Raw genomic sequence first — 6,708 nt, forward strand, 5'->3', positions numbered from 1 at the left:
ACCTACAGCTTCAGCTCTCCCCCACTGACCAGGCTACTCTCCACATCCAGGCTGTCGGCGATTTCCTGGCTGGCCTGCTGGCGCCCCTTGTCGAGGTAACTCTGGGCCTGACCGACTTCCTTGGCCAGAATCTGGGTGGTCTGCCGGAAGTTTTCCAGCGCCCGGACCTTGTACTCGCTGATGGCGTCGAGCGCGGCGTAGACGTTCTTGAAGGCGTTCTGAAGCTGCTCTACGTTCACCGTTGCGCTGCCCGCCCCCTCCTGAATGCGGGTGGTCTGGGTTTTCAGGAGCTGGGAGGTGCTCTCGATCATGTTGCCGGTGGTGGTATTCAGGGCCGTGACCTGCTCGAGCACCATCTGCTGCGTGCCCAGCGCCTGCGACACCAGCACGGCGGTTCTCAGGGCGCTGATGGTCGTGGTGGTGGCCCGGTCCACGCCCTTGACCAGTTCCAGGTTGTTTTTTCTGACCAGATCGAGGGCCAGATAGCCCTGCACGCTGACGGCGAGCTGGGTCAGCAGATCGGTCACGCGCTGGCGGATGCTGAACAGCAGTTCCTCGCGCACCATCCGGGCCTTTTCGGGGTTTTCATTCTCCAGCACGGCCAGGCGTTCGGTCAGGGCGTCGTCCACCGCCTGACCCACGTAGGCGTACTGGCGCAGCTTCTGCATCACGGTCCACAGCGCCACCTTCTCGGTCTCAATCGAGGCGTTGTCCTTTCGCAGCTCGTCCTGCGAGCGATACAGCGTGTCCAGAATGGCGTTGAGGTGGTCCTGGGCGCTGGCGTAGCGCTCCATGTAGCCCTGCACTTTCTTGCCGCCGGGCAGCAATCCGAAGAAGCGCTTGGCGGGCGTGCCGCGTGACGGGTCCAGCTCCTCGACGGTGTGGCGCAAATCGGTCAGGCCCTTGATGATGCTCGACCCCTCGTCGAATACGCCCGCCTTGGTGGCCCGCAGGGGGCGTTCCAGCATCCGGTTGCTGACCTGGGCGGCTGAGCGCTGCTCCTCCATGCCCAGCGCATGCACCGAATCGAGCTTGCGTTTAAAGCCCTCACCGTGCGCGTCGAGCTTTGATACGTCCTGCACGAAGGCGCGGGCCATCTCGGCCAGCCGGGCCTTGTCGGCGTCGCTCAGCGGGGTCATGTCGCGGCCCTGGTCGGGGTTGATGCTGGGTACGGCTTTCGGCGCCGTCAGCATCTCCGGGGGCGTCAGGGGGCTCAGGTCGCTGGAGAAGTCCTTATCGTTGCTCATGGTTCAGCATACGAGGGTGAGGGGGAGAGGGTTGCGGAAGGGGGGAAGTGGGGAGTGGGTTGTGGGAAGTGGGAAGTGGGGAAAACAGAAAACCCCGCCTGCATGGGGCGGGGTCAGGGTTGAAAGGGTGGATTCAGTTGATAAAGCCCCAGGGATTTGCTTGGCGGCTTAACTTGGAGAGCGAACTATTTGTGATTGGATTAGGACGCCAGCTTCTGCGATTGTTGTCCGGTGCTGCGGTGGAGACCTGATAAGCAAGACCTGAGCCGCTCGACGTCTGGGTATAATTGACAATATTCCAGCCCGCTTTCAAACTCAGGTTGGCCGTCACCTTACCAATGAAGGCGTTGATGCCGCAATTGGCGTTTGTGGAGGTCACTGTACCATCCGTATTGGCGAACCACCAGCCGGTGTAGGTCAGAACACCACCTTGATAGCTCGAATAGGTGTAATAAGTAGATTTGATGTTCCCCACCGCCATATCAACAATCACGCCGATCTTCAAACCTGGAGTGATCGCCACTGCATTTCCACATCCACTACTGAATGCGGCGCCATCAGTCAAATCGCCTGAATAGGCGGATGTCATCGTGGCGATGTCAGGCAGCGGCAAATCAAAATTGCCCGACCCATTAACCGTTGTCGTAGGCCGCATATTCTGAGCCGGGGCGATGGTGCTCGTCTGCCCAGCCGTCCAGGGCGTCACCGTTCCAGCAATAACCGTCACAACCGTCGTGGGCGTCGGCTCCACGATCACTTCCCCGCCTCCGCACGCACTGAGCAGCGCCGTCAAACTCACAAGCGAGGCGCTCAGAACCACTTTTGAATTGAGTTTCATGCCGTCATCATGGACGAGCCTGCAACGTGCGCCTAGCCCTACTTCGCCCCTAAATTTTCTCACTTCCCGTCATCTCTGACCCTAAGATGAAGGCGCGGTTCACTTCACGTCCAGACCATTGACCGGGGCACCATTCTCAAAGCGGGTCAGCGAATCGGAGTAGTTGGGGAAGGTATCCAGAAACCAGGTCTGCACCGCTCTGTCGGCGTTGAAGAAAATACCGACGGCGAAGACCACCATGACGGCCCCGAAGCCGCGCTGAACGTTGCCCAGGTTATTCATCAGCCAGGGCACCCGGTTCAGGAAGCCGCGCCCGCCCAGCATCACCGCCAGCATCGGTATGGCCGTGCCGACCGCGAAAGCCAGCGTGACCAGCAGCGCCTGCACCGTCACGTTGCCACTCAGCGCCAGGGTAATGACCGCCGACATGATCGGCCCGACACAGGGGCTCCACAGCAGGCCCAGGGTAGCGCCCACGCCCAGGCCGCCCAGGAAACCGTTGCCCTGCGCCTGATTCCCGATGCGCCCGCTGAGCTTCCCCGCCGACTGCGAACTGAAGCGCTCGTAAACGGTGTGCAGCGCTGGAAGGAGCAGCGTGACGCCGAAGGCCAGCAGCAGCACCACCGAGATCAGCCGGGTGGCGTCAGGCGGAAGGTGCAGCGCCTGGAGAATGGCGCCCAGCATCAGCGTAAAGACCGTGAACGACAGAATGAACCCGCCGATGATGCCGTAGGGCCGCCCCCGCCCGCCGATGGAGCCGGAGAGCAGAAACGGCAGCACCGGCAGCACGCAGGGCGAGGCCACCGTCACGATGCCCGACAGAAAGGCGAACAGCGCGGTGGTGAGCATGGAGCTACCTGGTCGTGGCTTTGACGTTCGCCAGAATCTCAGCCGTGCCGCCGCCCGCCCAGGTTTTGAGGGCCTTACCCGCCTTGTCCACGTAGACGAAGGTGTGCTGGTGCGTAATGCCGTACTTGGTCTTGAGCGCCGTTTCCGTGTCGTAGTCGGTCTTGAAGATCACCACGGCGCCGGGAATGGTCTTCAGCTTGGCGTTGATGTCCTTGTCGGCGGCGCGGCAGTTGGGGCACCAGCTCGCGGCGAAGAACAGCACCCGCTGCTTACCCGCCGCCGCGTCGAAGGCGGCCTTGGTGTAGGTGACGTAGGGCGTGGCCGCCCTTGTGGCGTCCTTCATGCCGTCGCTCATGGTCGCCGCCGAGGGCGTCGTTTCCGTGGTGGGCACCGCCGTCGCCAGCGCCAGACCCGCGCCGAGCGCCGCCAGACCGATCAATCCGAACAGAATCTTCTTCATGGTGATTCTCCTTTTGAACCCAGTGAAGTGCCCAGAGCCGACGATGCCGACCAGACCGATTAACAATGCAGAGCCTTCCAACAAGGTACGCCACTTCCCGTCAAAGAGTTCAGATGTTCCAGGCGAATTCGTTCAGGGCGTGGATTGACCGTCCGGGCCGGGCGTCTGGCCGATCAGCACCGGCTCGCCCAGGAACTTCGGCCCCGTGCCGCGCAGCACGTCGAGCACCGCCGAGACACGGGCCAGGTACTCGCGGCTCTGAACCTTCGCGCCGCCCGCGCCGGTCACGTCACGGGCGTCGAAGCCGATGGCGTCCAGGCCGTGTGAGCGGGCCAGATAAATCGCCCGCTCGTTGTGAAAGCGCTGCGAGATGACCGTGATCTCGCGCTGCCCGAAGACCTGGCTGGCCCGCACCACCGAATCCAGCGTCCGGAACCCGGCGTAGTCGCGGTGCAGCCGCCCGGCGGGAATCCCGGCGGCGATCAGGTCGGCCCGCATGGTGGTGGGCTCGTCGTAGCTGGCGTGGGCGTTGTCGCCCGACAGGATCAGGTCGCGGACCTTGCCTGCCCGGTAGAGAGAGAGGGCCGCGTCGATGCGGTACTGGTAATACAGGTTGATGCGCCCGTCCACATACTTGCTGGTGCCCAGCAGCAGCCCCACCGGACGCGCCGGAATGGCCTGTACGTCGCTGTACAGCCGCCCCTGTGCGCTGGAGTTGACCAGCGTGTTGGACACAAGGACCGTGCCCAGCATGAGCGCCGCGCCGCCGAGCAGCAGGCGACGACCCAGATGCCGGGGCGGGCGCCGGAGCTGTTCCGATAGCAGGCCCAGCAGCATTGTCAGTCGGCGGCCCATGTCTTGCTCCCTTCCACCTGTATTTGAGTCGGCTGGGTCCGAGTCGGCTGGGTCTGGGCTGGATGGAGCACATCCACATCGACGGGCACTCCCAGCATCGAGTGAACCGCCCGCGCAAAGCCGTCGTCGTCGAGGCTGCGGTAGAAGTGCGCCCACTGCATCCGGCGGTACAGCTCGGCGCTGCTTTCCCGCACTTCCGGGCGCTTCCAGTCCAGGCCGCTGAGCACGGCGCGGCGGCCCAGGCTCAGGCCGTCCAGCTCACCCAGAGTCTTCGGCCCCCAGGCGAACGACACCCGGCCCTGGGTAAGCCAGCGCTTCAGGGCGTCTTCGGGCGGCAGGGCGTACAGCACCACCTCGCCGCGCAGGTCGCCCGTGTCATTCAGCACCTTGAGGCCCGGCACGTTGCCCAGCAGGTAGGTCGCCACCTCGCCCGCCGCGTAGACCGAGGCGCCCATCCGAAGGTGGCCCATGGCGGTCTTCGGGTCCAGCCGTTCCAGTAGCTGTGAACCGGGCTCACCGACCAGGCCCAGCGGGGCGGGCTCGCGCAGGGCTTCGGCAAAATACTCGGCGTTCTCGCGCCCGTTCCAGGCGTTGCGGCGCAGGTTGACGGCCAGATCGTGCAGTCCCGTGCGGTGATGGTCGCCGTACTTGATGCCCTTGACGCCGCCGACCTTGAAGCTCAGCGTGCGTCCGTCTTTGCCGACCATCCGCGTCTCGTCCAGCTCGGCGCGCAAGTGCCACAGCGGCGGGCGGTGGCCCTCACCGTAGGGCTCGAAGCGCTCGGTCTCGTCGCACAGCTCCATGTTGGCAAAAGGCGGCGGCAGCACGGCGTCGAGCGTCACCGACAGCACGGGGGTCGGAAACTGGCGGGCGTAGTCGTGGATGGCGTCGCGGAAGGCGCCGAAATTCTCCGGCAGCATGGCGAAACCCGCCGCGCCGGGGTGCCCGCCGAAGCGCCTGAGCAGATGCGCCGCGTGCCGCAGCCCGCCCACCGCCGAGATGCCCGGCGTGCTGCGAACCGAGCCCTTGCCCTGCGCCACGATGTAGACCGGCTTGTGAAAGGCTTCGACCAGCTTGCTCGCCACGATGCCCATCACGCCCGCGTGCCAGTCAGGGTGCGTGACCACCAGCGCGGGCTCGGACGGGTCGGCGAGTTTCAGCGCCTCCTTGAACATCCGGTCCTGCAAGACGCGCCGCTCGCCGTTCTTGACTTCCAGATAGACGGCAATCGCCTCGGCTTCGGGCCTCACGGTGGTGGTCAGCAGCTCCAGGGCGGCGTCGGCCTCGCCCATCCGGCCAGCGGCGTTGATGCGCGGCGCCAGCACGAAGGCCACGTCGCGGGCACTGACCGATTTGGCGCCGTTCATCAGGGCACGCACGCCCGGCAGCTCGGTGCGGGGAAATTCGGCCAGCCCGGCGACCACCAGGGCGCGGTTCTCGCCGAGGAGCGGCGCCACGTCGGCCACCGTGCCCAGCGTGGCGAGCGGCGAGAGGTGCAGCGGCGCCGGGAGGCCCAGTTCGTGATGCACCGCCCAGAGCAGGTGGTACGCCACGCCCGCGCCGGTCAGGTTGTGCAGATCGGGGTCGTAGTTCTGGGTCAGGTGCGGGTGGACCACCAGGCAGTCGGGGAAATCCGGGCCGGGCGAGTGGTGGTCGGTGACGATCACGTCCACGCCGAGGCTCAGCAGCGTTCTGACCTCCTCGATGTTGGTCACGCCGCAGTCGACGGTCACGATCAGATCGGCGCTGTCGGCGTGCTCCTGCACCCTATCGGGATGCACACCGTACCCCTCGACCAGCCGGTGCGGGATGAAGCCATGGACCTTGGCCCCCAGCTCGCGCAGGCCCCATACCAGGATGGCGGTGGCGCTCACGCCGTCGGCGTCGTAGTCGCCGTGAATGCGGATGCGCTTGCCCGCCTTGACAGCGACCACCAGGCGCCGGGCGGCTTCCAGCAGCGCTGGATTGGGCGTGAGGGCCAGCTCTGGGCCGAGGTGGGCGCGGCGCAGCCCCCGCGCACCGAGCACCTGGGCCAGCATTGGCGAGACCTCGAACTCGGCCATGACACGCAGCAGTTCCTCACGGCTGGCGGGTGGGCTCAGCAGCCAGCGGGCGCTTTGCTGCACCAGTTTCACGGCTGGCCCTCGCCGAGCCGGGCACGCAGGGTCAGTTGCAATCTCTCCTCGGCCTCGCGGCGGCGGCGCAGATCGCTCTGGCGACGCTGCCGGGTCTGCGCCAGCGGCGGCAGCAGCAGCAGGGCGCAGTAGGCCACCCCGGTCAGCAGGGCCACACCCAGCGCCAGGCCGGTGGGCAGCAGCACCTCACCGCCGACGAAGGGCAGCGGCAGCCGCACATGCCCCGGATTTTCCAGCGACACCAGCAACAGGTAGCCGCCGAGTGAGAGCAGGAGTAGAACTTGCAGAAACTGCACGAGACGCATGGGGGAAGTGTAGCGCGGG

At 65.5% G+C, this 6,708-nt stretch carries 7 protein-coding genes; all 7 read right to left on the reverse strand.

Annotated features, from left to right (window positions below; genetic code table 11):
• Window positions 1-2 precede the first annotated feature (2 nt).
• The 7 genes from Q0R23_RS01425 to Q0R23_RS01455 all read right to left on the reverse strand — a co-directional run bounded on the left by Q0R23_RS01425 (window position 3) and on the right by Q0R23_RS01455 (window position 6,689).
• On the reverse strand, window positions 3-1,247 hold the full coding sequence (locus tag Q0R23_RS01425; RefSeq protein WP_293909588.1) for a toxic anion resistance protein: 1,245 nt from the start codon (window positions 1,245-1,247) through the stop codon (window positions 3-5).
• Window positions 1,248-1,380: 133 nt separating this feature from the next.
• The gene (locus Q0R23_RS01430; protein ID WP_293909591.1) at window positions 1,381-2,085 is read right to left on the reverse strand and encodes a hypothetical protein; all 705 of its coding nucleotides are present in this window, start codon (window positions 2,083-2,085) and stop codon (window positions 1,381-1,383) included.
• Window positions 2,086-2,184: 99 nt separating this feature from the next.
• Window positions 2,185-2,934 carry a cytochrome c biogenesis CcdA family protein gene (locus Q0R23_RS01435; RefSeq protein ID WP_293909593.1) on the reverse strand — a complete coding sequence of 250 codons (750 nt, stop codon included), beginning with the start codon at window positions 2,932-2,934 and terminating at the stop codon, window positions 2,185-2,187.
• Window positions 2,935-2,938: 4 nt separating this feature from the next.
• Window positions 2,939-3,394 carry a thioredoxin family protein gene (locus Q0R23_RS01440; RefSeq protein ID WP_293909595.1) on the reverse strand — a complete coding sequence of 152 codons (456 nt, stop codon included), beginning with the start codon at window positions 3,392-3,394 and terminating at the stop codon, window positions 2,939-2,941.
• A gap of 132 nt (window positions 3,395-3,526) precedes the next feature.
• Entirely contained in the window at window positions 3,527-4,249 is a 723-nt protein-coding gene (locus Q0R23_RS01445) for an ElyC/SanA/YdcF family protein (RefSeq protein WP_293909598.1), read from the reverse strand.
• Entirely contained in the window at window positions 4,234-6,312 is a 2,079-nt protein-coding gene (locus tag Q0R23_RS01450) for a DHH family phosphoesterase (RefSeq protein ID WP_293909604.1), read from the reverse strand. Before Q0R23_RS01450 ends, Q0R23_RS01445 begins: the two co-directional genes overlap by 16 nt.
• A gap of 68 nt (window positions 6,313-6,380) precedes the next feature.
• Window positions 6,381-6,689 carry a hypothetical protein gene (locus Q0R23_RS01455; RefSeq protein ID WP_293909601.1) on the reverse strand — a complete coding sequence of 103 codons (309 nt, stop codon included), beginning with the start codon at window positions 6,687-6,689 and terminating at the stop codon, window positions 6,381-6,383.
• Window positions 6,690-6,708: the final 19 nt, after the last annotated feature.

This window comes from Deinococcus sp. (genome assembly GCF_025362455.1).
In the GTDB taxonomy this organism is placed as follows: domain Bacteria; phylum Deinococcota; class Deinococci; order Deinococcales; family Deinococcaceae; genus Deinococcus.